Raw genomic sequence first — 20,917 nt, forward strand, 5'->3', positions numbered from 1 at the left:
CACAGCTGGCCCGAGTCGAGGTGACAGAACTGGTCGCTTCCAGTGCTGGAATTGCGACCAGTTCTGTCATGTCGAGTGGGGCGGGGCTGGGCAGGGCGGGGCTGGGCTGGGCGGGGCGGTTCTCAGGCGAGGCGGGCCAGCGACTCGGCGACGAGGTCAGCAGCCGCATCGTGCGCCCGCTCGCGGTCGGCCGGCACGAGCCCGATGCGGGTGCGGCGGTCGAGCACGTCGTCGACGTCGAGGGCGCCCTCGGCGCGCACCGCGAACTCGATCTCGGCGCGCGTCACGTCGATGCCTTCGGCGATCTGCGCGGCCGGGTCGGTGCAGCTGGCGAGATCGAGAACACTGGATGCCTCTGCGCCGAAGCGGGCCGTGAGCGAGGCGGGCGGCTCGTGGCCGACGGGCTTGGCGCCCGTGCCGGCCGCGCCCGCCCCGGCGCCGGCGAAGGCCACTGACGACGCCGCCGCGCCCACGAGCGGCAGGCTCGCCGTGCGACACCCGGGATCGTCGAGGCCGGCATGCAGGCAGGCGAGGTCGACCGCGTCGCGGGCCATCGCCCGGTAGGTGGTGAGCTTGCCGCCGAGCACGTTGACGAGCCCCGACTCCGCGACGGCGACGTGGTGCCGCCGCGAGATGTCGGCGGTCGAGCCGTCGCCGCCCGTGTCGATGAGGGGGCGGAGCCCCGCGAAGGCGCCGAGCACGTCGCCCCGGCCGAGCGGGCGGTCGAGCGCGGTCGAGAGCGTCTGCAGCAGGAAGTCGATCTCGTCGTCGCCGGGTTGCGGCACGTCGGGCACGGGCCCAGGGGCATCCTCATCGGTGAGGCCGACGACCACCCGGCCGAGCTGCTGCGGCAGGGCGAAGACGAAGCGGCTGATCGAGCCGGGGTGCGGCACCGTGAGCGCCGCAGTCGGGTTGCCGAGCGCGGCCGCGTCGAGCACGAGGTGCGTGCCGCGGCTCGGGCGCATGCGGATCCCGGGGTCGAGTTCGCCCGCCCACACGCCCGCCGCGTTCACGACGACTCGTGCGTGCACGCGCAGGGTGCCGCCGCCGAGCGCATCGGTCAGGGTCGCCCCCGAGCCGTCGGCGTCGGAGACGCGCACCCGGGTGAGCACCGTCGCGCCGTACGCCGCGGCGGTGCGGGCGAGGGCGACGACGAGCCGGGCGTCGTCGACGAGCTGGCCGTCGTGGGCGAGCACGCCGCCGCGCAGGCCCTCGCGGCGCAGGGCGGGGGCGAGGCGCAGCGCCTCGTCGCGGCCGATGCGGCGCGGGTGGGCGAGCACCTGGGCCGGGGTGCGCGCGAGCATGCGGAGCCCGTCGCCGAGGCCCATGCCGAGCCCGCCGAAGACGCGCTGCTTCGCCGACACCCCCGGTACGAAGGGCAGCAGCTGGGGGAGGCTCCGCACGAGGTGCGGGGCGATGCGGGTCATCAGCAGGTGGCGCTCGTCGGCGCTCTCGCGGGCCACCGCGACGTCGCCGGTCGCGAGATAGCGGAGCCCGCCGTGCACGAGCTTCGAGCTCCACCGGCTCGTGCCGAAGGCGAGGTCGTGCGCCTCGGCCAGCACGACCGAGAGGCCTCGGCTCGCGGCATCCAGCGCGACGCCCGCGCCGGTGACGCCGCCGCCGATGACGAGGACGTCGACCGGCTCGGTGCGGGCCGCGAGCGCGTCGAGCTCGTGTGACCTCCGCGTCGCGTTCAGCGCAGAGGGATGCCCCGGGGCCGCCGCGGCGGTCAGGGGCGGAGATGTCCGTCGAGTGCGTGCCAAAGTTCGCTGCTCCAATGCGGCTCGTCGATGAGGGCGGAGACGGTGTCGTACGAGAGGATCGCCGACTGGGCGATGAGCAGGAGCATCACCGCGAGATCGTTCGGGTTGCCGGCGCGCACGCTGCCGCCGTGCTGGGCGTTCGCGATCGCCGACGCGAGCCACTGCAGGATGACCCGCTGGCTCGAGCCGATGCGCTGCAGGGTGTAGCGCGTGAAGACCTCGGGCTCGCGCTCGAGGAGGCGACCGTAGAGCGGGTCGGTGCGGAACAGCTCGGAGAAGCGGAGCACGTCGCGCACGATCTCGTCGCGGGAGTGCGCCGGCTCGGGGAACTGGGCGATGAGGTACACGGTCGCACGGTGCAGGGCGGCGCGCACGATCTCGTCGGCGCTCGCCCAGCGGCGGTACACGGTCGGGCGGCTGACGCCGGCGTTGCGCGCGACCTCGGCGACGGTGACGCCTTCGACGCCGCGTGCGGCGATGAGTTCGACGGCGGCGTCGAGCATGCGCGTTTCGGCCTCGCTCCAGGCGGGGCGGTCGAGCTCGAGTGCTTGACGATCTTCCATGATGTGTCACACTGTAACGCATGGTCGACGAAGACGGCACCGCCCCCGCCCTTGATGCCCCCATGCGCTGGAACGGCTGGGGTGATCCCGCGAAGGCGAAAGAGCTGCCGCTCGCCGTGCGCACCCTGCTGCCGATGATGCTCGGGCGCGTGCCCAAGGCCGCCCCGCCCGCCGCGCTCGACGAGGTCGTGCTCGGCCCCTCGCGACTCGGCGACGCCGATCTCGCCGCGCTCGCCGCGATCGTCAGCGACACGCACCTCGCCGTCGACGCCGAGACTCGCCTGCGGCACGCCGGCGGCAAGTCGACGCCCGACCTGCTGCGTCGTCGTGCCCGCGAGCAGGACGCGCCCGACGCCGTCGTCTCGCCCGCCGACCACGACCAGGTGCTCGCCGTGCTGCGGCTCGCGAGCGAGGGCGGGATCGCCGTCGTCCCCTTCGGCGGCGGCACCAGCGTCGTCGGCGGCCTCGACCCCGAGCGCGGGGCGCACCACGCGGTGATCGCCCTCGACCTCCGCCGCCTCACCGGGCTCGTCTCGCTCGACGAGGTGAGCGGCGAGGCCGTGCTCGGGGCCGGCACCACTGGTCCCGAGGCCGAGCAGCTGCTCGGCGCCCGCGGCTTCGAGCTCGGGCACTTCCCGCAGAGCTTCCGCTACGCGACCCTCGGCGGATTCGCCGCCGCCCGCTCCTCGGGGCAGAACTCGGCGGGCAACGGCCGCTTCGACGCCATGGTCACGGGCCTCCGGGTCGCCACGCCGACCGGCGACCTCGAGCTCGGCGGTGCGCCGGGCTCGGCCGCCGGCCCCGACCTGCTGCGCGTGTTCCTCGGCTCGGAGGGCGCCTTCGGCGTCATCACCGCGGTGCGCCTGCGCGTGCACCCCAAGCCCGCCGCGCAGCTCGCCGAGGCGTGGAGCTTCCCCGACTTCGCCACGGGCGCCGAGGCGCTGCGCCGCGTCGCCCAGCTCGGCACCGGCCCGACCGTGATCCGCCTCTCCGACGAGGCCGAGACCGGCGTCTCGCTCGCCCAGGTCGGCCGTATCGGCAAGGCCCTCGCGAAGGGCGCGAGCGCCATCACCGTCTTCGAGGGCGAGCCAGAGATCGCCGCCGAGCGTCACGCCCGCACCGCCGCAGTGCTCCGCGCAGCGGGCGGCACCTCGAACGGGCCCGCCGCCGCGGAGGAGTGGGTGCACGGCCGCTTCAACGCGCCGTACCTGCGCGACGCGCTCCTCGACCACGGCGTCTTCTGCGAGACCCTCGAGACGGCGACCACCTGGTCGAACCTCGAGCGGCTGAAGCGCGAGGTCACCGACGCGATCAGCGACGGCTTCGCCGCCCAGGGCGCGAAGTCGCTCGTGCTCTGCCACGTCTCGCACATCTACCCGACCGGTGCGGCGCTCTACTTCACGATCATCGCTGGCCTGAAGGGCGAGCAGCTCGCCGGCTGGGAGCCGGTGAAGGCGGGCGTCAACGACGCGATCATGGCGAACGGCGGCACCATCAGCCACCACCACGGCGTCGGCCGCGACCACGCCCCGTGGCTCGAGCGCGAGATCGGCCCGGCCGGCATCCGCCTGCTGCGCGCGATCAAGGCCGAGTTCGACCCCGCGGGCATCATGAACCCGGGTGCGCTCGTCGCGGCCGCCGAAGCCGGGAGCCGCTGACATGACCGGGCACATCGTCGTGCTCGTGAACCCCAGCTCGGGCCGCGGCCGCGGCGCCGAGGCGGCCGAACGCGCCGTCGCGCGCCTCCGCGAACTCGAGGCGCACGGGGCGCACGCCGCCGAGCTGCGCGTGCTCTCGGGCGCCTCGGTCGACGACACCCGTCGGCTCGCGATCGAGGCGGTCGCGTCGAAGCCGCGGGCGCTCGTGATCGTCGGCGGCGACGGCACACTCTCCTCGGTGCTCGACGCCGTCGTCGGCTCGGGCATCCCGCTCGCGCTCGTGCCCGCGGGCACCGGCAACGACCTCGCCCGCGCCCTCGGCCTGCCGTTCGAGGGGCACGAGGCCGCCGCGACGGCCGCCGAGCTGGCGGTGGTCGGCGTGCCCCGCGCGATCGACGTCGGCGAGGTCGAGTCGGCGACGGGCGCCCGCCACTTCCTCACGGTCGCCGCGCTCGGCTTCGACGCGCACGTCAGCGAGCGCACGAACCGGCTGCGCTGGCCGCGCGGCCGTGCCCGCTACTACCTCGCCCTGCTCATCGAGCTCGCCCGGCTCCGCCCGATGCGCTTCGAGTTCGCGGTCGACGGCGGCCCGCTGCGCGCCGCCCCCGGCACGCTCATCGCGGTCGGCAGCACGCGCAGTTACGGTGGCGGCATGCCCGTGTGCCCCGCCGCGCTCCCCGACGACGGCCTGCTGGACGTCACGCACGTCGGCCCGCTCGGCCGGGTGAAGCTCGCCCGCCTCTTCCCGCTGCTGCTGCGCGGCGCCCACGTCGAGCGCCCCGAGGTCACGACGGCGCAGGCGACCCGCGTCGATGTGGATGCCCCGGGGCTCGTCGTCTACGCCGACGGCGAGCGCGTCGGTGCGGGGCGGGCGACGATCCGGGTGGTGCCCGGCGCGCTGACCGTGCTCGTGCCGACGGCGTCCGGCGCCGCCGCGAGCAGCACCGACGCTTCCGCCGAGGCCCGCCGCGAGGCATCCGCATGACCGCCGCATTCGACCACGACGTCGTCATCGTCGGCTCGGGCTTCGGCGGCTCGGTCGCCGCGCTCCGCCTCGCGACGAAGGGCTACGGCGTCCACGTCTACGAGGCGGGGCGCCGCTTCGCCGACGAGGACTTCGCGAAGACGAGCTGGAACCTGCGCCGCTACCTCTGGGCGCCCGCGCTCGGATGCTACGGGGTGCAGCGCATCCACAAGCTGCCGCACGTGATGATCCTCGCGGGGGCCGGCGTCGGCGGCGGCTCGCTGAACTACGCGAACACGCTCTACGAGCCCGGCCCGTCGTTCTTCGCCGACCCGCAGTGGGGCGGGCTCGCCGACTGGCAGGCCGAGCTCGCACCGCACTACGCGACGGCGAAGCGCATGCTCGGCGTCGTCGAGCAGTACCCCCACGACGGTCCGGTCGAGCGGATCATGGCCGACGCGGCGAACGATCTCGGGGTCGGCGCGAGCTTCCGTCGGGCGCCCGTCGGCGTCTATTTCGGCACGCCGGGCGAGACCGTCGCCGACCCGTTCTTCGGCGGCGAGGGCCCGGCACGTACGGGCTGCACGCTGTGCGGCAACTGCATGGTCGGCTGCCGGGTGGGTGCGAAGAACACGCTGGCGAAGAACTACCTGCCGCTCGCCGAACGCCTCGGCGCGACGATCGAGCCGCTGCGCACGGTGACCGAGGTGCGCGCCCTCGCCGGCGGCGGCTTCGCGGTGACGAGCGTGCGCACGGGTGCGAAGCTCCGGCGCGACCGGCGCACCGTGACCGCCGAGCAGGTCGTGTTCGCGGCCGGCACCTGGGGAACTCAGCAACTGCTGCACCGCATGAAGGACTCGGGTGCGCTGCCGGGCCTCTCCGACGCGCTGGGCCGCCTCACCCGCACGAACTCCGAGGCGCTCGACGGTGCGGTCGCCGTGTCGGTGCCCGAAGAGCTCGGCCTCGCGCGCGGCGTCGCGATCACGACCTCGTTCCACGTCGACGAGCGCACGCACGTCGAGAACGTGCGCTACGGGCCGGGATCGAACCTCATGGGCGCCCTCGCGACCGGCCTCGTGCCGGGTGACCGTGCCCTCATCGTGCGGCTCGGCGCGCTGATCGGCGGCGCCCTGCGGCATCCGATCACGACGCTTCGGCTGAGTTCGCTGCGCCGCTGGAGCGAGCGCGGCATCATCGCCCTCGTCATGCAGACCGCCGACAACTCGCTCACCCTCTCGCTCAAGCACCGCTTCGGGCGCCGCGTGCTCACGAGCGCGCAGGGCGAGGGCGAGCCGAACCCGACGCACCTGCCCGGAGCGCACCTCGCCGCACAGGCGATCGCCGCCCGCATGCAGGCCGCCGGGGGAGTGCCGGCCGAGGCGCGCGGTTCGTGGCCCGAGGTCTTCGGCATCCCGCTGACGGCGCACTTCCTCGGCGGCGTCGTCGTATCGGGATCGCCCGAGCAGGGAGTGATCGACCCGTACCACCGCGTCTGGGGCCACCCGGGGCTGCACGTCGTCGACGGGTCGGCGATGCCCGCGAACCCCGGCGTCAACCCCTCGCTCACCATCACGGCGATGGCCGAGCGGGCACTCTCGTACTGGCCGCGCCGCAGCGCGGCCGACGCCCGGCCGGCCCAGGAGGAGCTGCACGTCTGACGCGCTTCTGCAGGAGAATTGCGCTCGCACGCTCTGAGGGAGCGTCTCGGAGCAAATCTCCTGCAGTACGCAGGTGGGCGTTCAGCCGAGCGTGACCGTCGTCGGCACCGGGTTCTGGAACAGGTCGAGCACCGGGCAGTGGGCGTCGACGGCGGCCTGCAGCTCGGCGTAGCGCTCGTCCGACTCGGGTCCGCGCAGACGCACCTGCAGCCGCACCGCCGAGAAGCCGGCACGGCCCGACTCGTCGATGCCGAAGAGCTTCCGCACGTCGAGGTCGCCCTCGGCGTCGATCTCGACGTCGTCGAGCACGATGCCGAGCGCCTGCGCGTACAGGCGGTACACGACGACCTGGCACGAGATCAGCGCGCCGAGCGCGAACTCGACCGGGCTCGCCGCGAGGTCGTCGCCCGCGAGCGCAGCCGGTTCGTCGACGAGGAACCGGTGCTTGCCCGCCGTGATCTCGGTCGCGACCGAGCCCGTGCCGCGGCCCGAGACGCGGTAGGAGAGCTGCGCCGAGCTCGGGGCGGCGGCGATGCGCTCGGCCCAGGCGGTACCGGCCGCGGTCAGGCGTTCGGCGCGATCGGCGGCGATCGCGGTGTCGTCGGAAACGGCGGCGGGGGAGTCGTCGATGAGGGTCATGTCGGGAGCGTAGGTGCGGCGAGCCCGCCGTCGCGAACCGCGCCCGTCACTCCCCGAAATGCAGCGTCATCGGGCGCAACGATGGCCGCCCGTGGCATCCCGACCCCCCTGTCGGCGCCGACGCGACCCGAGTAGCATCGCGCGCATGGCCGAGCTGCCCGACTTCTCAGACCTGCGCGCCCTCTTCGTGAACTGCACACTCAAGCGAAGCCCCGAGGTGAGCCACACGCAGGGCCTCATCGATGCGAGCGTCGAGCTCATGCGCGAGCACGGCGTCGTCGTCGACCAGCTGCGCTTCGTCGACGAGGATGCCGCGACCGGCGTCTACCCCGACATGCGCGAGCACGGATGGCCCGTGGACGCGTGGCCCGACGAGATCTGGCCGCGCGTCGAGGCCGCCGACATCCTCGTCGTGGGCGGGCCGATCTGGCTCGGCGACAACTCCTCGATCACGAAGAAGTTCATCGAGCGGCTCTACGCGATGAGCGCGCTCGTGAACGACCGCGGGCAGTACGTCTACTACGGCAAGGTCGGCGGGGCGATCATCACGGGCAACGAGGACGGCATCAAGCATTGCGCTCAGAACATCCTCTACAGCCTGCAGCACATCGGGTACTCGATCCCGCCGGGCGCCGACGCCGGGTGGATCGGCGAGGCCGGCCCCGGCCCGAGCTACCTCGACCCCGGCTCGGGCGGCCCCGAGAACGACTTCACCAACCGCAACACGACGTTCATGACGTACAACCTGCTGCATCTCGCGCGGCTGCTGAAACACGCGGGCGGGTTCCCGGTCGGCGGCAACGTGCGGGCCGAGTGGGACGGCGGCGAGCACTACGGATTCGAGGCGAACCCCGAGTACCGCTGAGGGGCTGCGAGTGCAGCCGGGGCCGTGCGAGGCGGGATGCCTCGGCGCTCAGTGCCGCGCGTCGCGCTCGGCGAGGAATGCGGCGTTGCCCCGGAGCGCGGCCTCGTAGCGCAGCAGCTCCTCGGTGCGCACCCGATCGGCGACGAGCTCGAGCATGAGCGCGAACGCGGCGTCGTGCCGGCCCGCCTCGTGCAGGCTCGTCGCGTGCCACACCTTCAGCGAGTCGGAGTCGGGGAACTCGGCGCGGGCGCGCTCCAGCACCGCGAGCGACTCGTCGAGCCTGCCGAGGTTGCGCAGGGTGCTGCCGTACTGCAGCAGGCAGCGCCGCAGCGCGTCGCCGTCGAGGCCAGCGGCCATCGCCCGCTCGTAGTAGCCGGCGGCCGTCTCCTCTTGGCCGGCGGTGTCGTACGCCCCGCCGACTTCGTAGAGCACCTCGGGTTCGTCGGGGTGCTCGGCGAGCACGGCGAGGAACGCGTCGATCGTCGGCTGCATGTCCGAGCGGTCGCGTGCGGCGAAGATCGTGGCGAGACGGGCGCGGAGCGCCGGCGGAGTCGGTTGGGGCATCCGACCATCATGCCGCGAGCGCGGTGCCTAGCGTACCGGTGCGTTGCGAGCCGGTCGAGGGCCGTGGAGGACTGCGAGAGAAGTCGGGACGAACACGTGCAATATCGTTCAACAATCCGGACACTCGTCTCTTGAACCGCATCGCGCCGCGTCCGTAGGCTGCCCGTACGTCTCGGGGGAAGCGCGTCCCTACGCCTCTCCCGGATTCGTGTCGCATACGCGCCATGCCCATCTCGACGAGGAGAAGAACATGACCAACGGCTCGAAGTCCCACTACCGACGTCACCGCACGATCGGGGTCGCTGCGGCGGCCGCCCTCGCCCTCGCAGCACCGCTCGCCGCGGGCGCACCCGCCGTCGCCGACGCGAACTTCCCGTCGCCGAACGGCAACACCAACACCTCGAGCATGCTCGACTACGACGACCTCGTGGCCGAGCTCGGGAAGCTCGAGAAGACCTCGCGCTTCGGGCTCGACGCCTTCACGCTCGCCGAGGCGGGGATGGCGGTGAACACCACCGAGTCGGGCCGTGACCTCTACGTCGCAACCGTCGGCTCGGGCCCCGAGAACGTCTGGCTGCAGGGCCGCATCCACGGCAACGAGCCCTACGGCACCGACTCGCTGCTCGCCGTGCTCAAGGAGCTCGGCACGAACGGCTCGCCCGACTGGCAGCTGCTGCGCGACAGCTACACCTTCCACGTCATCCCGATGTACAACCCCGACGGCTCCGAGCTGAACATCCGGCACACGATCCTGCAGGACGGCAGCGACAAGCGCATCGACCTCAACCGCGACTGGGGCGTCGGCAAGTTCGAGGCCGCCGAGTCCGAGGGCTACTACGAGTACTGGACGACGGTCGACCCGGCGTTCGCCGTCGACGTGCACCACCAGGGGCTCAAGACCGAACGCGGCGACGGTGACGAGGTCACGCTGTCGCTCGGCGTCTCGCTCGCGCCGGGCGGTCCGACGCTGCCCGGCATCCAGGGCGGCGCGTACGACGTGCTCACCCGCCAGATGCAGGTGCACGTCTTCGACGAGCTCTCGAAGTACGGCTCCATCAACATCGACCGCTACGACGTCGGACGCGGGATCGAGATCGACATCAAGGGCGGCGTGGTCTCGGCGATGATGCTCGGGCTGAACCACGACGGCCTCAACCCCGAGGGGCACAGCAACCCCGCGATCTTCTTCGAGACGAGCGGGAACACGAGCGACGGAAGCCTCGGCCAGAAGGCCCGCGGCAAGTCGATCAAGCAGAACGTGCTCGCCCTGCAGGAACTGCTCATCGGCATGGCGACCGGTGAGGTGCAGCAGGAGGACCCGGCCCGCTGGGACGAGATCCCCCACGCGCCCGTGACCGCGTACCAGACCGACTCGGGTGTGATCCCGGCGTCGTTCTGAGGCGCGTCCGAACTCCGGCGCACGAAAACGGCGGCCGGTCCCGAATCCGGGGCCGGCCGCCGTCGACTGGTGCGGGGGGGGGCTACGCCTCGATGAGCGCGCCGCGCACGACGCTCGTGAAGAAGCCGAGTCCGTCGACGCCGGAGCGCATCGCGGCAGCCGTGTCGGGGCCGAAGCCCGGCTCGACGGCGTGCTCGGGGTGCGGCATGAGGCCGACGACGTTGCCGCGGGCGTTCGAGATGCCGGCGATGTCGCGGAGCGACCCGTTCGGGTTCACGTCGACGTAGCGGAACACCACGCGACCCTCGCCCTCGAGTCGGTCGAGCGTCTCGTCGGAGGCGATGAACCCGCCCTCGCCGTTCTTCAGCGGGATGGTGATCTGCTGACCGGCTTCGAAGTCGCTCGTCCAGGAGGTCGACGTGTTCGACACGGTGAGCACCTGGTCGCGGCAGATGAACGAGCCGTGGTCGTTGCGGATGAGGCCGCCCTCGAGCAGGCCCGCCTCGGTCAGCATCTGGAAGCCGTTGCAGATGCCGAGCACCGGCATGCCGGCGTTCGCGGCCGCGACGACCTCGGTCATGATCGGCGAGAGCGAGGCGATCGCGCCGCAGCGCAGGTAGTCGCCGTAGCTGAACCCGCCGGGGAGGATGAGCGCGTCGACGCCCTCGAGGTCGTGCGAGCCGTGCCAGAGGGCGACAGGCTCGCCGCCCGCGAGCCGCACCGCGCGCTGCGCGTCGCGGTCGTCGAGCGAGCCGGGGAAGGTGATGACGCCGATGCGCATGCGATCGCTCCCGGCGCTCAGTGGGTCTCGCCGGCGGGCGCGTCGAAGCCGTCGGTCGACGCCTTGGCGGCGTCGGCGGCCTCTTCGGCGAGCTCGGCGTTCGTGACCTCGTAGTGGATGCCCACGACGTCTTCGATCACCTGGTTGGAGAGGATCTCCTCGGCGATCTGCTGCACGTTCGCGCGGAGCGCGTCGTCGACGGGCCCGTCGACGGTGAGTTCGAAGCGCTTGCCGATGCGCACGCCGCTGAACGCGGTGTGGCCGGTGCGGCTGAGGGCGCCGGCGACGGCCTTCCCCTGGGGGTCGAGCAGTTCGGCCTTGGGCATCACGTCGACGACGATGGTGGGCACCGCGGTTCTCCGTCCGGTGTCGAGGGTGTGGATGCTTCGATTCTAGCCTGCGGTCGACCGCCTCCCGGTTGCGGGCTGTCCGCACCCCCGGGGGCGGGGAAGGCCTCGATGCGGCCGAGGCCGGGGGCGACGAGGATCCGCACATGAAACCCGTCGCGCAGGTACTCGCAGCCCTCGAGGCGCTGACGCTCATCACGGTCGGCGTGCTCGAATCGTTCTTCTACCGCAGCCCCGAGCTGTACCCGATCTTCCTCATCGATCCCGACTCGTACGACGCCGTCGCACTGTGGACGCGCAACGTCGGCGTCTACAACATGCTGATGGGGCTCGCCATCGTCGTGGCGCTCGTCCTCGTGCACCGCTCGCAGGCGGTCGCGGGCCGGGCGATCATCCTGACGATCTCCGCGATGCACCTCGTGCTCGGCGTCTCGCTCGTGATCACCGCCCCCGAGCTGTGGCTCTCGGCGGTGTTCGAGTTCGGACTCGCGCTCGCCGTGATCCTCGCGATCGTGCTCGGCGACCGCCGCGGACGGGCGGCCGCCGAGGCCAGGGCCGCGTCGACCGCCGCGGTGTGAACCGCGTGAGCGCGGCGGTCAGCGCCGCGTGAGCGCCTTGATCGCGAGTCCCAGGGCGAGCAGTGCGATCGCGCCCACCGCGATGACGACGCCGGGGCGATCGCGGTACTGCGCCTTCACGTAGGCGACGCCCTCGTCGAGCGACTCGCGGGCGCCCGACGCCGCGGCATTCGCCTGGGCGGCGACGTTCTCCACCGCGTCGCTCGCGGCGTCCCGGACGTCGCGGATCACGTCGCCGACGGCGTCGGCGACGTCCTCGACCCGCTCGCCGGCTTCGTCGCCGAATTCCTCGGCCGCGTCGCTCGCCCGATCCGCGGCGCGCTCGGCCGCCTGGCGGGCCTTGAGGACGGCGTCGTCGATGTTCCGTTCGGTGCCGGTCATGACGTCTCCCTTCGAGAGATGATGCGCCATGCTACGCGCGCCGCCTCCGAGCGAGCCGATTCGGGCGAGGGGGTTGCCCGGCCGGTCTGCGCTTGCTAGGGCGGGCGGATGCCGCGAGCAGATGCCCTACGCCAGCCCCGCCCGCTCGGTGAGCACCTCGCGCAGCACCACGCGCGTGGCATCCAGGCCGCGGTGCACCTCTTCGAAGCTCGTCGACAGCGGCGACAGGCCGATGCGGAGCCCGCCGGGGTCGCGGTAGTCGGGGATGACGTCGCGCTGCCAGAGGCGTGCGGTGACCTCGCGCATGGCGTCGTGGTGCAGGGTGACGTGGCCGCCGCGCTCCTCGGCGTCGGCGGGGGAGGCGAGGGTCACGCCGAGCGGCGCGAGCCACTCCTCGGCGAGTGCGATCGCGAAGGAGGTCAGCGCGACCGACTTGGCTCGCAGCTGCGGCATCCCGGCCTCTTCGATCATCGCGAGGGTCTCCTCCATCGCGAGCATCCCGACGATGGGCGCCGTGCCGCTGATGAAGCGGCGGATGTCGGGAACGGGCTCGTACGACGGCCCCATCGTGAACATGTCCTTCGTGCCCCACCAGCCCTGGATCGGCTGCTCGAGCGCGGTCTGCAGGTCGTCGCGCACGTAGGCGAACGCGGGCGAGCCGGGCCCGCCGTTGAGGTACTTGTACGTGCAGCCGACGGCGAGGTCGAATCCCCAGGCGTCGGCCTTCACGGGCACCGAGCCGGCCGAGTGGCAGAGGTCCCAGAGGATCAGCGCGCCGGCGTCGTGCGCGATGCGGGTGAGCTCGGGGGCGTCGGCGAGGTACGCCGAACGGTACGCGACGTGCGAGACGACGACGAGCGCGGTCTCGGGGCCGACCGCCTCGGCGAGCTGCTCGGGGGTGACGCCCGAGGAGGTGTCGACATCGATCCACCGCAGCCGCATGCCCCGCTCGCGGGCGATGCCGTCGACGATGTAGCGGTCGGTCGGGAAGTTGTCGGTGTCGATCACGATCTCGCGGCGGGCGGGGTCGCGGGCGAGCTGCGCGTCGACGGCGGCACGGGCGAGCTTGTAGAGCAGCACCGTCGTCGAGTCGCCGATGATGGTCTGCCCGGCCTTCGCCTCGATGACGGCACGGCCGATGCGGTCGCCGATCTCGGTGGGCAGCTGCAGCCACGCTTCGTCCCAGCCGCGGATGAGGCGGCCGCCCCAGTCCTCGCGGAGGAACCGCTCGACGCGCTCGACGGCCGACACGGGCGGACGGCCGAGCGAGTTGCCGTCGAAGTAGACGAGGTCGGTCTCGGCGCCGACGAAGCGCTTGCGGTAGTGGGCGAGCCCGTCGGCGCGGTCCATGCGGCGGGCGAAGGCGAGGTTCGGGTCGAGGGTCACATCAGCTCCAGGTCGTCGGCGGGCACGACGCGTGCGTGCGCGAGCCAGTCGGGCAGGGAATCGTCGGTGGTCGGCGGTGCGCCCGGCACGAAGCTCGCGACACCGTCGAGGGCCCAGTCGTCGCGCGCGGCGTGCGGCCACGGGTCGGTCAGGGCCGCGATGAGCTCGGATGCCTCGAGCCCGGCCTCGACCAGCGCGGCGAGTTCGGCGGCGTGCACGCCGAGCCCGGCGCCCGGCTCGCGCTCGCCGTTGCCGAGGTCGGTGCCGTAGAGCACTCGGCCCCCGGCAGCGCGGAAGCGGCGCAGGTTGTCGACGGCGCATTCGAACTCTGCGCCGCCGGCGCCGTAGCCGTTGATCCAGAGCGTCGAGATCCAGACCTGCCCCGCCGTGACGGCGCGCACGATGAGCGCGTCGTCGACCCGCTCGGTGAACGGGGTGTGCGCGAGTGCGTCGACGCCTGCGTCGATCGCGAGCGCGGTCATGCCGGCGCCCTCGACGTGCGCGACGACCGGAACGCCCGCGGCGTGCGCCTCGGCGACGAGTCCGTCGAGCGCGTCGCGCTCGAGCACCGGCCCGTGATCGGCGTGCAGGGTGGTCTTGATGAGGGATGCCCCGAACGCGAGCTGCTCCTGCACCGCCGCGGCGACGGGGCCGGGCAGTGCACGGTGCGTGTCGGCGGCATGCCCGGCCGCCGGGGCGGATTCGCGCTCGATCTCGCGCACGCTGCCGGGCGCCGCCCACGGGCGCCCGCTCGGGTAGCCGCCCCGGGCGGTGACGAACGCGCCGGCGTGCGCGATGCGGGGGAGGCCCTCGCGCCCGGCGGCCTGTGCGACGAGCTCGGGCGGTGCGCCGAGGTCGACGACGCCGGCGAGATCACCGCCCGCGAGCGACTCGGCGCCCACGAGCATCAGGTGCACGTGGTGGTCGATGAGGGGCGGCAGCACGACGCCGACCTCGCCCGCGTGCTCGCCGTTCAGCGATCGCCGTGCTCGGCGCGCGAGCGGGCCGAGGTCGAGGTCGTGCGGGTCGGTGCTCATCTCAGCCGGGGATCTCGGTGCGCACCGCGTAGAGCTCGGGGAAGAAGGTGAGTTCAAGTGCACGCTTGAGGAACGGCGACCCGCTCGACCCGCCCGTGCCCGGCTTCGAGCCGATGATGCGCTCGACCGTCTTCAGGTGGCGGAACCGCCACAGCTGGAAGTTGTCCTCGAGGTCGACGAGCTCCTCGCACGTCTCGTACGCCGACCAGTGCTCGGCGGTGTTGCCGTAGATCTCGGCGAACACAGGCACGAGCTCGGGCGTGAACGTCCACGCGAGGGTGACGTCGCGTTCGAGCACCGAGGCGGGGATGTCGTAGCCGGCACGCGCGAGCAGCCGCAGGAACTCGTCGTAGATGCTCGGCGACTCGAGCGCGTGCCGCAGCAGGGCCGTGGCCGCGGCATCCGACTCGAAGATCTGCAGCATCTTCGCGTTCTTGTTGCCGAGCACGAACTCGACCGCGCGGTACTGGAACGACTGGAACCCGCTCGCATTGCCGAGCACTCCGCGGAACTGCGCGTACTCGGCGGGCGTCAGGGTCGCGAGCACCGACCACTGCTCGGTGAGGGTCTTCTGGATGTGCTTCACCCGGGCGACGCACTTGAGCGCCTGGCCGAGCTCGTCGGCGCGCAGCAGATCGCGGGCCGTCTCGAGCTCGTGCAGCACGAGCTTCAGCCAGAGCTCGGTCGTCTGGTGCTGGATGATGAACAGCAGCTCGTCGTGGTGCTCGGGCCGCGAGATCGGGCGCTGCGCGCTGAGCAGCGTCGGCAGGTCGAGATAGCCGCCGTAGCTCATCCGATCGCTGAAATCGGTGACGACGGATGCCTCGATGGTGCGGGTGTTGGCTTCGACGCCCTCGTGCTGACTCACCCGGCAAGCCTAACCGCGGCCCGGCGGCCGGGTACATCGCAGCGCGAAGCTGAGTAATCGTTGCTCATCAGTGGGGCGGGCGGCGTCGATAGCGTCGTCGGCATGAACAGATCGATTGCCGTCTCCGCTCGACGTCGGCCCAAGACGTCGACGTACATCGTGCTCGGCCTCCTCGCCGTGGTCGTCGTGCTCGCGGCGGTGAGCGTCGCCGTGACCGGCGACCTCAGCGCCGTCCTCCAAGGAGTCGAGAACGCCTTCGACAGCCGCCAGGGCCGGAACTTCTGAGGACCGGACCGATGATCGAAGTCAAGGGTGCGAACGGCGAACGGCTGCTCTTCGACGGCGCGAGCGTCGCGAAGTTCCGGCACGACGGTCTGCAGGAGGTGGCGCGGAACCCCGTTTCGACGTATCGCAGCATCGACGTCAGGCTCCGGCCCGGCAAGCGCGGCCGTCCCGATACGTACGAGGTGCTGCTCGCGATGGCCTCGTTCATGTCGCTCACCGTCGGGGTCGACCAGAAGCCGCAGCTCGACGAGTTCGTCGCGGCGATCGGCGGCCGCAGCCGCCCGGCGGTCGTCGACGACTAGACGACGACCCCGCTCGCGCGGGCCCGGTTCACCGCTTCGAGCCGCGACGTCGCCCCGAGCCGCGCGAAGATGTCGCGCACGTGCTGCTTCACCGTCGACATGCCGATGACGAGCTCGCGGCGGATCTCGTCGTTCGAGTACCCGCGCGCGACGAGCGCGAGCACCTCCTGCTGACGCGGGGTGAGGCAGGGGAGGTGTCGGGCGCCGCGCCCCGCGCCGAGCGACTGCACGGCGTGCGCGAGCTCGGCCGGCGAGGCCTCGGGGTCGAGCAGGCGGATGCCGCGATCGTGCCCCGTCGCGGCGGGGGCGGCGCCGCGGTGCAGGGCGAGCACGGCGGGGCCGCCGCTCGTCGCCCGCAGCTCCTGCAGGAAGCGGCCGCCGTGCTCGGTCGCCAGTTCGAGGTCGACGACGACGAGGTGCACGCGGTCTGCGTCGGCGGCGATGATCGCCTCGGTGTACCCGGCGGCTTCGCCGACGGCGCCGAGTCCCTGCGCGTGCAGCAGGTTCGCGAGCGCGATGCGCATCATGCGGCGCGGCGACACGACGAGGGCCCTGAGATCACTGCGGTCGTCGTGCATGGGGGCCTCCTCGCGGCGGTCGGCGTGCGCGACCGCTCAGAAGAGATATGTCCGGATGCCCCGCAATGGTTGCCGATTCGCAGGAATCCTCTCCGTGGGGTCGCTACTCGACCACCGGGGTGACGGCGTCGCCCACGCGCAGCGTGCCGGGCTCGACCACCTCGGCGTACACCGCGAGCGACATCTCCCGCGCCTTCGTGAGCGGCTTCAGCAGGCGCCCCTCTGCGCTCGTGCCGTCCTGTGCGACGTCGACCGTGCGGCACCGTTCGATGCGTTCGACGACCCGGAGCCGGGCGTCGCCGACGGTGATCTCGCGGCCGAGCCACGTCTCTTCGACGAAGGGCTCGTCGGTCTCGACGACGAGGTTCGCGCGCAGCCGACGCGGGTCGGCGTCGATGCCGAACTCCTCGGCGCACCACGCGAGCGAGGCGGTGCCGATGATCGAGATCTGCCCGCCGTCCTGCATCGAGACGTCGCCCTCGGGAATGACGCGGACGTTCGCGCCCATCAGCTCGCTGAGGTCGGCATCGAGCTCGGGTTCGCCGACGAGCCACATGGATGCCTCGCGCTGCACCCGCAACGAGCCATCCGCCCCGGTCGACGCCGCATACGCGAACACCGCGTCGCGCCGGCGGAACCGCCGCGTGTTCTTGCCCGAGGCGAACTTGCCGTCGTCGTCGGCGACGGCGAACTTGCGGTCGCCGACGAGCCCGCGCGCATCGAGCCGCACCTCGGTGAGGAACTCACCGCCCATCGCCTTCACGGGGTACCGGCGGATCGAACGCAGCGTGCTCATCGGGGCAGCCTACCCGGGTGCGCGGGTCGCTACTGCGCCGCGCGCACCTCGACGAGGTTCGCCCACGGGTCGTCGAACGCGAGGGTGCGGCCGTCGTCGCGGGTGCCGACCTTGAAGTGGGCCATGCGCTCGCCGAGTTCGCCGAGGTCGTCGGCGGTCGGCACGAGGATCTCGACCTTGCCGAGCCCGAGTGCGAGCCCGCGCTTGCCTGCGCCACGACTGTTCCACGTGTTCATCGCCATGTGGTGGTGGTAGCCGCCCGCGGAGACGAACAGCGCCTGGTCGCCCATCTCGGCCGTCGTCTCGAAGCCGAGCCGGTCGACGTAGAACTCTCGGGCGCTCGCGACGTCGCCGACCGAGAGGTGCACGTGCCCGACGACCGCGTCGCCGAGCCCGGTGCCGCTCGCGACGGCGGCCGTCCCGGTCTCGCCGAGGTGCTCGTGCAGGTAGCCGTTGGGGTCGAGGTAGATGGTCGCCATCTCGACGGTGCCGTGGGTCCAGCTCCAGGTGGAGCGGTCGCGGTCGAAGTAGAGCTCGACGCCGTTGCCCTCGGGGTCGGTGAAGTAGAAGGCCTCGCTCACGAGATGGTCGGCGCTGCCGGTGAAGGTGCCGGGGTAGCGGGTGGCGACCGAGGCGATCGCGGTGGCGAGCGCCTGTCGCGTGTCGAGGAGGATCGCGGTGTGGAAGAGCCCCGCGTCGCGCGGCGACGCGTGCTTGAGCTCGGGGGCGTGCTGCAGGATCACGATCGGGGTGGTGCCGCGCCCGAGCACGGCGACCGGGCCGTCGTGGCTCAGGAGCTCGAGCGTCACGCCGTCTCGGTAGTAACGGATCATGCCGTCGAGGTCGGCGACGCGCAGCGTCACCGCACCCATTCCGGTGTCGGCCGCGAGGAGTCCGGCGCCCTCGGGTGCGCCATTAGTTGTAAGCACAACTAATACTAACGGATGCCACGGCGAAACCATTCCCCGCGGGCCGAAGTCGTGGCATCCGGCTCGTATCATTTCTTGAACCACCGGAGGGAACCCATGTCTGCCGAGCCCCAGCCGACCGGCCCGAGCCGCGCGATCGAGCGGGTGCCGCCGTGGACGATGGCGGTCGCCTCGATGCTGCTCATCCAGGCCGCGGCCGCCCTGTCGGTGCCGCTCGTCGAGCAGTTCGGTGCGGCGGGCACCGCCTGGCTGCGTCTCGCGTTCGGCGCGGTGTTCTTCGTGCTCATCGCGCGGCCGCCGCTCCGCCGTATCCGCCGCGTCGACGTGCTCCCGCTGCTCGGGCTCGGGCTCGCGACGGGCATGATGATGGTCGCGTTCCTCTCGGCCATCGACCGCATCCCGCTCGGCACCGCCGTCGCGATCGAGTTCCTCGGGCCGCTCACCGTCGCCGCGATCCGCAGTCACAACCGGCGCATGCTCGTCTGGCCGGTGCTCGCGCTCGCCGGGGTCATCCTGCTCACCGAGCCGTGGCACGGTGCGATCGACCTCGTCGGCGTCGGCTTCGCTGCGCTCGCGGGGCTCGGCTGGGCGGTGTACATCCTCCTCACGCAGCGGGTCGGCGACCGTTTCTCCGGCATCAGCGGACTCTCGATCACCATCCCCATCGCCGCGATCGCGACGACGTTCATCGGCGTGCCGCAGGTGGTCGGGCACCTCGACTGGCGGCTCCTGCTCGTCGCCGCAGGGCTCGCGCTCCTCGCCCCCGTCATCCCCTTCGGGCTCGAGATGCTCGCGCTGCGGCGCATGACGCACACCGCGTTCGGAACGCTCATGGCGCTCGAACCCGCCTTCGGGGTGCTCCTCGGGCTCCTGGTGCTGCAGCAGGTGCCGTCGGTGTGGCAGGCCGCCGGCGTGGTGCTCGTCGTGCTCGCGGGGGCCGGGGCGCAGCGCGGCGGGCTTCGCCGCCGAGGTGCCGGTGACGATCCCGATCTTGCGCCGCTCGAGGAGCGGGTCTGAACCGGGCCCTCGGCTCGTTCGCACTCCCGAGCTGTGGAGAACCGCCGCGCCGACGCGGACGATTCGTCTAGCTTGGTCGCCATGTCCCTTCTTCGTACGCGCGTCGCCGCGCTCGCCGCAGCCGGTGCGGTGGTCGTCGCGCTGAGCGCCTGCACGAGCGGGCCCGAGCCCGATCCGTCGACCGAGCCGAGGCCGAGCGAGAGTGCCGCGCCGATCTTCGCGTCGGATGACGAGGCGCTCGCGGCGGCGGTGGAGGCGTATGAGAAGTACCTTGCCGTCGTCGACCAACTCACAGGAGCCGGTGGCGAGAACGCCCAGAGGATCCGTGAGGTAGCGGCTGAGGACTATGCCGCTGAGCTGGAGGCCTCTCTTGAGAGACTCCGCGCGAGTGGCACAAGGACCTCGGGTGCATCGACTGCTGACCATTTCAAGCTCGTTCAGTACCGCGACGAGGCGGGAGTGGGCGCAGAAGTCTCGATCTACGTATGTCTCGACGCGTCCGGAGTTCGAGTGATGGACGCGAGTGGGGCGGATGTCACCCCTGCCGACCGCGTTGATCGCCGACCACTGCAGGTCAAACTCATCTCTGCCACCGACAATCCCGCTACCTTGCTTCCGACAGGTTCTGAGACGTGGCCCGGCGACGACTTCTGTTAGTCATCGCAAGCGTTCTCGGGGGCGTCGCCATCGTTGGACTCGGCGTTGCATCCGCTTCCGCGAACGAAATCGACTACATCACTGGTCAGCACAGTGATGACGGCACGACGAAGCTCGACGCGGGGACAAAGCCGACTCCAGATGAACACTCTTCGGATTCGATCGACGAGGGCAGCGGCGAGTCTGATGTGGAGTTGCCGCCGCCCGGGCCGCTTGAGCTGTGGTCGAGCGGGGATTGGGCGCGGCTGTGCGACGCGAACTTCCAGGGGGCGTGTGCCCGGTTGCCGGTGACGCCGGCACCGGTGGTGCCCGGGGCGCCGGCCGTGGTGTCGTTGCGGGATCTCGCGTCGTTCCGTCCGGCGGTGCCGGCCGGGGTGATGGAGCCGTCGGGGTGGGCGATCGTGGGACTGCCGGCGAACTTCGTGGCCGAGGTGCCGGTGCAGGTGGTGTCGGGCACGTTGCTGGGGCAGCCGGCGGAGGTGCGGTTCACCCCGGTCGGGTTCCGGTGGGCGCACAGCGACGGTGCCGTCGTGGCGAACGGTGGGCCCGGCGCGAGTTGGGCGGCCCTCGGGGTGCGTGAGTTCAGCGAGACGGCCACGAGTCATGTGTATGTCGACCGGGGCGAGTACACGGTGACGCTCGAGGTGGCGTTGGCGGCGGAGTATCGCTTCGCGGGGTCGGGCTGGGTGCCGGTCGCGGGCACCCTGTCGGTGTCGGGAGTGCCGCAGCGCGTGCTGGTGGGCGAGGTCGACACGGTCCTCACGAAGGGCGACTGCATCCAGTACCCCGACGGCCCCGGCTGCTGACCCGGCTCTCGGTGGTTGAGGAGCGAGCGACGAAGGAGCCCGCGTCTCGAAACCGGGTGACCCGATCTCAGGACTCCGGGCACGTGGTTTCGAGAC

At 72.1% G+C, this 20,917-nt stretch carries 23 protein-coding genes and 1 pseudogene; 11 read left to right on the forward strand and 13 right to left on the reverse strand.

What is annotated here, in order from left to right; genetic code table 11:
- Positions 1-122: 122 nt before the first annotated feature.
- Positions 123-1,763, reverse strand: coding sequence for a glycerol-3-phosphate dehydrogenase/oxidase (locus ACFVTX_RS11885; protein ID WP_386900276.1), 1,641 nt, complete (start codon positions 1,761-1,763; stop codon positions 123-125).
- A complete protein-coding gene (locus ACFVTX_RS11890; RefSeq protein WP_386900278.1) occupies positions 1,730-2,326 on the reverse strand; it encodes a TetR/AcrR family transcriptional regulator in 597 nt (198 codons plus the stop codon). The genes ACFVTX_RS11885 and ACFVTX_RS11890 overlap by 34 nt, the downstream gene beginning before the upstream one ends.
- 20 nt (positions 2,327-2,346) lie before the next feature.
- Between ACFVTX_RS11890 and ACFVTX_RS11895 the strand changes: the two genes are divergently transcribed.
- The 3 genes from ACFVTX_RS11895 to ACFVTX_RS11905 are packed head-to-tail and all read left to right on the forward strand — an operon-like array spanning position 2,347 to position 6,606.
- Positions 2,347-3,984, forward strand: a complete 1,638-nt coding sequence (locus ACFVTX_RS11895; RefSeq protein WP_386900279.1) for an FAD-binding oxidoreductase — start codon at positions 2,347-2,349, stop codon at positions 3,982-3,984.
- Position 3,985: 1 nt separating this feature from the next.
- Positions 3,986-4,969: a YegS/Rv2252/BmrU family lipid kinase gene (locus tag ACFVTX_RS11900; RefSeq protein WP_386900281.1), complete on the forward strand. Its 984-nt coding sequence runs from the start codon at positions 3,986-3,988 to the stop codon at positions 4,967-4,969.
- Entirely contained in the window at positions 4,966-6,606 is a 1,641-nt protein-coding gene (locus ACFVTX_RS11905; RefSeq protein WP_386900283.1) for a GMC oxidoreductase, read from the forward strand. The genes ACFVTX_RS11900 and ACFVTX_RS11905 overlap by 4 nt, the downstream gene beginning before the upstream one ends.
- A gap of 81 nt (positions 6,607-6,687) precedes the next feature.
- Here the strand turns inward: ACFVTX_RS11905 and ACFVTX_RS11910 are convergent, their stop codons facing one another.
- Positions 6,688-7,245: an OsmC family protein gene (locus tag ACFVTX_RS11910; protein WP_386900285.1), complete on the reverse strand. Its 558-nt coding sequence runs from the start codon at positions 7,243-7,245 to the stop codon at positions 6,688-6,690.
- A gap of 145 nt (positions 7,246-7,390) precedes the next feature.
- Here ACFVTX_RS11910 and ACFVTX_RS11915 point away from each other — a divergent pair, with 145 nt between their 5' ends.
- Positions 7,391-8,110: a flavodoxin family protein gene (locus tag ACFVTX_RS11915; RefSeq protein WP_386900287.1), complete on the forward strand. Its 720-nt coding sequence runs from the start codon at positions 7,391-7,393 to the stop codon at positions 8,108-8,110.
- Between the two features lie 48 nt (positions 8,111-8,158).
- Here the strand turns inward: ACFVTX_RS11915 and ACFVTX_RS11920 are convergent, their stop codons facing one another.
- Entirely contained in the window at positions 8,159-8,674 is a 516-nt protein-coding gene (locus tag ACFVTX_RS11920) for a tetratricopeptide repeat protein (protein WP_386900289.1), read from the reverse strand.
- 250 nt (positions 8,675-8,924) lie between these two features.
- Between ACFVTX_RS11920 and ACFVTX_RS11925 the strand changes: the two genes are divergently transcribed.
- Positions 8,925-10,073 carry a M14 family zinc carboxypeptidase gene (locus tag ACFVTX_RS11925; protein ID WP_386900290.1) on the forward strand — a complete coding sequence of 383 codons (1,149 nt, stop codon included), beginning with the start codon at positions 8,925-8,927 and terminating at the stop codon, positions 10,071-10,073.
- A gap of 82 nt (positions 10,074-10,155) precedes the next feature.
- Here the strand turns inward: ACFVTX_RS11925 and purQ are convergent, their stop codons facing one another.
- Positions 10,156-10,854, reverse strand: a complete 699-nt coding sequence (gene purQ / locus ACFVTX_RS11930; RefSeq protein WP_386900292.1) for a phosphoribosylformylglycinamidine synthase subunit PurQ — start codon at positions 10,852-10,854, stop codon at positions 10,156-10,158.
- A 116-nt stretch (positions 10,855-10,970) separates the two neighbouring features.
- A pseudogene (gene purS, locus ACFVTX_RS11935) lies at positions 10,971-11,204 on the reverse strand (phosphoribosylformylglycinamidine synthase subunit PurS); the annotation flags it as partial.
- Between the two features lie 143 nt (positions 11,205-11,347).
- Between purS and ACFVTX_RS11940 the strand changes: the two are divergent.
- The gene (locus ACFVTX_RS11940) at positions 11,348-11,779 is read left to right on the forward strand and encodes a DUF1304 family protein (RefSeq protein ID WP_386900294.1); all 432 of its coding nucleotides are present in this window, start codon (positions 11,348-11,350) and stop codon (positions 11,777-11,779) included.
- An 18-nt stretch (positions 11,780-11,797) separates the two neighbouring features.
- On the opposite strand, the gene ACFVTX_RS11945 is transcribed toward ACFVTX_RS11940, so the two are convergent.
- From ACFVTX_RS11945 to kynA, 4 genes are all read right to left on the reverse strand, one after another.
- Positions 11,798-12,160, reverse strand: coding sequence for a hypothetical protein (locus ACFVTX_RS11945; protein ID WP_386900296.1), 363 nt, complete (start codon positions 12,158-12,160; stop codon positions 11,798-11,800).
- Between the two features lie 126 nt (positions 12,161-12,286).
- Positions 12,287-13,510 (reverse strand): kynureninase, encoded by a 1,224-nt coding sequence (locus ACFVTX_RS11950; RefSeq protein ID WP_386900415.1) that lies wholly within the window; start codon positions 13,508-13,510, stop codon positions 12,287-12,289.
- Between the two features lie 32 nt (positions 13,511-13,542).
- Positions 13,543-14,583 carry a hypothetical protein gene (locus ACFVTX_RS11955; protein ID WP_386900298.1) on the reverse strand — a complete coding sequence of 347 codons (1,041 nt, stop codon included), beginning with the start codon at positions 14,581-14,583 and terminating at the stop codon, positions 13,543-13,545.
- A 1-nt stretch (position 14,584) separates the two neighbouring features.
- Positions 14,585-15,451, reverse strand: a complete 867-nt coding sequence (gene kynA / locus ACFVTX_RS11960) for a tryptophan 2,3-dioxygenase (protein WP_386900299.1) — start codon at positions 15,449-15,451, stop codon at positions 14,585-14,587.
- A gap of 102 nt (positions 15,452-15,553) precedes the next feature.
- Here kynA and ACFVTX_RS11965 point away from each other — a divergent pair, with 102 nt between their 5' ends.
- Both ACFVTX_RS11965 and ACFVTX_RS11970 read left to right on the forward strand, forming a co-directional pair.
- Positions 15,554-15,736, forward strand: coding sequence for a hypothetical protein (locus ACFVTX_RS11965; RefSeq protein WP_386900301.1), 183 nt, complete (start codon positions 15,554-15,556; stop codon positions 15,734-15,736).
- 11 nt (positions 15,737-15,747) lie between these two features.
- Positions 15,748-16,038: a hypothetical protein gene (locus tag ACFVTX_RS11970; protein ID WP_386900302.1), complete on the forward strand. Its 291-nt coding sequence runs from the start codon at positions 15,748-15,750 to the stop codon at positions 16,036-16,038.
- Here ACFVTX_RS11970 and ACFVTX_RS11975 read toward each other — a convergent pair.
- From ACFVTX_RS11975 to ACFVTX_RS11985, 3 genes are all read right to left on the reverse strand, one after another.
- Positions 16,035-16,616 (reverse strand): response regulator transcription factor, encoded by a 582-nt coding sequence (locus ACFVTX_RS11975; RefSeq protein WP_386900304.1) that lies wholly within the window; start codon positions 16,614-16,616, stop codon positions 16,035-16,037. The genes ACFVTX_RS11970 and ACFVTX_RS11975 overlap by 4 nt on opposite strands.
- 103 nt (positions 16,617-16,719) lie before the next feature.
- Entirely contained in the window at positions 16,720-17,412 is a 693-nt protein-coding gene (locus tag ACFVTX_RS11980) for an MOSC domain-containing protein (protein ID WP_386900305.1), read from the reverse strand.
- Positions 17,413-17,441: 29 nt separating this feature from the next.
- Positions 17,442-18,284 (reverse strand): VOC family protein, encoded by an 843-nt coding sequence (locus ACFVTX_RS11985; RefSeq protein WP_386900416.1) that lies wholly within the window; start codon positions 18,282-18,284, stop codon positions 17,442-17,444.
- Between the two features lie 153 nt (positions 18,285-18,437).
- On the opposite strand from ACFVTX_RS11985, the gene ACFVTX_RS11990 reads away from it, so the two are divergent.
- From ACFVTX_RS11990 to ACFVTX_RS12000, 3 genes are all read left to right on the forward strand, one after another.
- A complete protein-coding gene (locus ACFVTX_RS11990) occupies positions 18,438-19,358 on the forward strand; it encodes a DMT family transporter (RefSeq protein WP_386900307.1) in 921 nt (306 codons plus the stop codon).
- An 81-nt stretch (positions 19,359-19,439) separates the two neighbouring features.
- Positions 19,440-20,015, forward strand: coding sequence for a hypothetical protein (locus tag ACFVTX_RS11995; protein ID WP_386900309.1), 576 nt, complete (start codon positions 19,440-19,442; stop codon positions 20,013-20,015).
- Positions 19,991-20,821, forward strand: a complete 831-nt coding sequence (locus ACFVTX_RS12000; protein ID WP_386900311.1) for a hypothetical protein — start codon at positions 19,991-19,993, stop codon at positions 20,819-20,821. Before ACFVTX_RS11995 ends, ACFVTX_RS12000 begins: the two co-directional genes overlap by 25 nt.
- The last annotated feature ends 96 nt before the right edge of the window (positions 20,822-20,917 follow it).

This window comes from Agromyces sp. NPDC058136, assembly GCF_042884375.1.
Taxonomy (GTDB): Bacteria; Actinomycetota; Actinomycetes; order Actinomycetales; family Microbacteriaceae; genus Agromyces.

What these genes read in the sequence shown, in the direction of transcription:
- ACFVTX_RS11950 (WP_386900415.1), bottom strand. Translation starts at nt 13,510, where the DNA reads ATGGACCGCGCCGACGGGCTCGCCCACTACCGCAAGCGCTTCGTCGGC.
- ACFVTX_RS11895 (WP_386900279.1), top strand. Translation starts at nt 2,347, where the DNA reads ATGGTCGACGAAGACGGCACCGCCCCCGCCCTTGATGCCCCCATGCGC.
- ACFVTX_RS11955 (WP_386900298.1), bottom strand. Translation starts at nt 14,583, where the DNA reads ATGAGCACCGACCCGCACGACCTCGACCTCGGCCCGCTCGCGCGCCGA.
- ACFVTX_RS11980 (WP_386900305.1), bottom strand. Translation starts at nt 17,412, where the DNA reads ATGAGCACGCTGCGTTCGATCCGCCGGTACCCCGTGAAGGCGATGGGC.
- ACFVTX_RS11890 (WP_386900278.1), bottom strand. Translation starts at nt 2,326, where the DNA reads ATGGAAGATCGTCAAGCACTCGAGCTCGACCGCCCCGCCTGGAGCGAG.
- ACFVTX_RS11990 (WP_386900307.1), top strand. Translation starts at nt 18,438, where the DNA reads ATGTCTGCCGAGCCCCAGCCGACCGGCCCGAGCCGCGCGATCGAGCGG.
- ACFVTX_RS11985 (WP_386900416.1), bottom strand. Translation starts at nt 18,284, where the DNA reads ATGGGTGCGGTGACGCTGCGCGTCGCCGACCTCGACGGCATGATCCGT.
- ACFVTX_RS11975 (WP_386900304.1), bottom strand. Translation starts at nt 16,616, where the DNA reads ATGCACGACGACCGCAGTGATCTCAGGGCCCTCGTCGTGTCGCCGCGC.
- ACFVTX_RS11970 (WP_386900302.1), top strand. Translation starts at nt 15,748, where the DNA reads ATGATCGAAGTCAAGGGTGCGAACGGCGAACGGCTGCTCTTCGACGGC.
- ACFVTX_RS11900 (WP_386900281.1), top strand. Translation starts at nt 3,986, where the DNA reads ATGACCGGGCACATCGTCGTGCTCGTGAACCCCAGCTCGGGCCGCGGC.
- ACFVTX_RS11910 (WP_386900285.1), bottom strand. Translation starts at nt 7,245, where the DNA reads ATGACCCTCATCGACGACTCCCCCGCCGCCGTTTCCGACGACACCGCG.
- ACFVTX_RS11995 (WP_386900309.1), top strand. Translation starts at nt 19,440, where the DNA reads ATGTCCCTTCTTCGTACGCGCGTCGCCGCGCTCGCCGCAGCCGGTGCG.
- ACFVTX_RS11925 (WP_386900290.1), top strand. Translation starts at nt 8,925, where the DNA reads ATGACCAACGGCTCGAAGTCCCACTACCGACGTCACCGCACGATCGGG.
- ACFVTX_RS11965 (WP_386900301.1), top strand. Translation starts at nt 15,554, where the DNA reads ATGAACAGATCGATTGCCGTCTCCGCTCGACGTCGGCCCAAGACGTCG.
- ACFVTX_RS11905 (WP_386900283.1), top strand. Translation starts at nt 4,966, where the DNA reads ATGACCGCCGCATTCGACCACGACGTCGTCATCGTCGGCTCGGGCTTC.
- purQ (WP_386900292.1), bottom strand. Translation starts at nt 10,854, where the DNA reads ATGCGCATCGGCGTCATCACCTTCCCCGGCTCGCTCGACGACCGCGAC.
- ACFVTX_RS11920 (WP_386900289.1), bottom strand. Translation starts at nt 8,674, where the DNA reads ATGCCCCAACCGACTCCGCCGGCGCTCCGCGCCCGTCTCGCCACGATC.
- ACFVTX_RS11945 (WP_386900296.1), bottom strand. Translation starts at nt 12,160, where the DNA reads ATGACCGGCACCGAACGGAACATCGACGACGCCGTCCTCAAGGCCCGC.
- ACFVTX_RS11915 (WP_386900287.1), top strand. Translation starts at nt 7,391, where the DNA reads ATGGCCGAGCTGCCCGACTTCTCAGACCTGCGCGCCCTCTTCGTGAAC.
- ACFVTX_RS11940 (WP_386900294.1), top strand. Translation starts at nt 11,348, where the DNA reads ATGAAACCCGTCGCGCAGGTACTCGCAGCCCTCGAGGCGCTGACGCTC.